Origin of the sequence: Elizabethkingia argenteiflava (genome assembly GCF_009904105.1) — a bacterium.
Taxonomy (GTDB): Bacteria; Bacteroidota; Bacteroidia; order Flavobacteriales; family Weeksellaceae; genus Elizabethkingia; species Elizabethkingia argenteiflava.
The window spans coordinates 1-205 of record NZ_JAAABJ010000409.1; the positions used below are offsets into that span (position 1 = coordinate 1).

Below are 205 nucleotides of genomic sequence, written 5' to 3' on the forward strand. Positions count from 1 at the left end.
CCTGTTTAAATTTTATTGATTAATAATTTTATAGCAGATAATTTGGTCATATTTTCGGAGGATTCATGTAAGAGTTGATAATTCCTGCAAAGCCTTCTATCATTATCAAACCATGAAAAGGTTCTTTCTATTACCCATCGTTTACTTACAGGTTTAAACTCCTTTTTTGCCAGCTTTTCTTTGTCCCTGCTTACTACTTTTATCA

The 205-nt window shown here is 31.2% G+C and carries 1 protein-coding gene; it reads right to left on the minus strand.

What is annotated here, in order from left to right:
• Positions 1-5: 5 nt before the first annotated feature.
• Positions 6-205, minus strand: a 200-nt coding sequence (locus tag GNY06_RS04810) for a transposase (protein WP_166519038.1), incomplete at its 5' end; no start/stop codon positions are given.